The organism is Vibrio sp. 10N.286.49.C3, assembly GCF_041469545.1.
GTDB lineage: Bacteria > Pseudomonadota > Gammaproteobacteria > Enterobacterales > Vibrionaceae > Vibrio > Vibrio tasmaniensis_A.
The window spans coordinates 1-749 of the sequence record NZ_JBFRKT010000026.1; the positions used below are offsets into that span (position 1 = coordinate 1).

1 protein-coding gene is annotated in these 749 nt (G+C 45.1%); it reads left to right on the plus strand.

What is annotated here, in order from left to right:
- Positions 1 to 119: 119 nt before the first annotated feature.
- A partial coding sequence (locus AB4180_RS12150; protein ID WP_241909518.1) for an ISNCY family transposase occupies positions 120 to 749 on the plus strand: 630 nt, incomplete at its 3' end.

Here is a 749-nt window from a genome sequence, read left to right on the forward strand (position 1 = left end):
TGTAGGCGCAAAGTTGTAATGTCACTTTTTAGCAAAGTTAAAATGTCTCTTTTTTAGGTTCAACCGCTAACTTCATTCTTATGTGAACTTATCTAAGGAACATTGGGATGTTGGTAACTATGAGTGACAAAGACCTTTCACGATACAAAGTGATCAATGACGTTTGTGAGCGTCGCTTACGACGTTCGGATGCTGCCCAGCTCTTAAACTTGAGTGAACGCCAAGTGCAGCGTTTAATGAACCGCTTACGAGAATCCGGTGCGGCCAGTTTGGCACATGGAGCTCGCGGCAAGCCCAGTAATAATCGGATATCGAGTGATTATCGTCAGACTATCTTAACGCTTGTTCGTAAACACTATTCGGATTTTGCCCCAACGTTAGCAAGAGAAAAACTTATTGAGATCCATAACTTACCCATTTCTAATGAGACCTTACGTCAATGGATGATTGCTGATGGTCTCTGGGTGCCACATGCTCAGCGTCAACCTCGAGTGTACCAACCTCGTCATCGCAGAGACTGCCTAGGAGAACTGGTTCAGATTGATGGTTCTCACCATGATTGGTTCGAAGGCCGAAGTCCAAAATGCTGTCTGCTGGTTTTCATCGACGATGCAACTGGACGATTAATGAACCTGCGGTTTAGTGAAACGGAATCAGCCATTGACTATATGGTAACAACTCGAGAGTACTTAGAGACACACGGCAAGCCGCTTGCATTCTACAGTGACCGGCACGCAGTGTTTCATAAC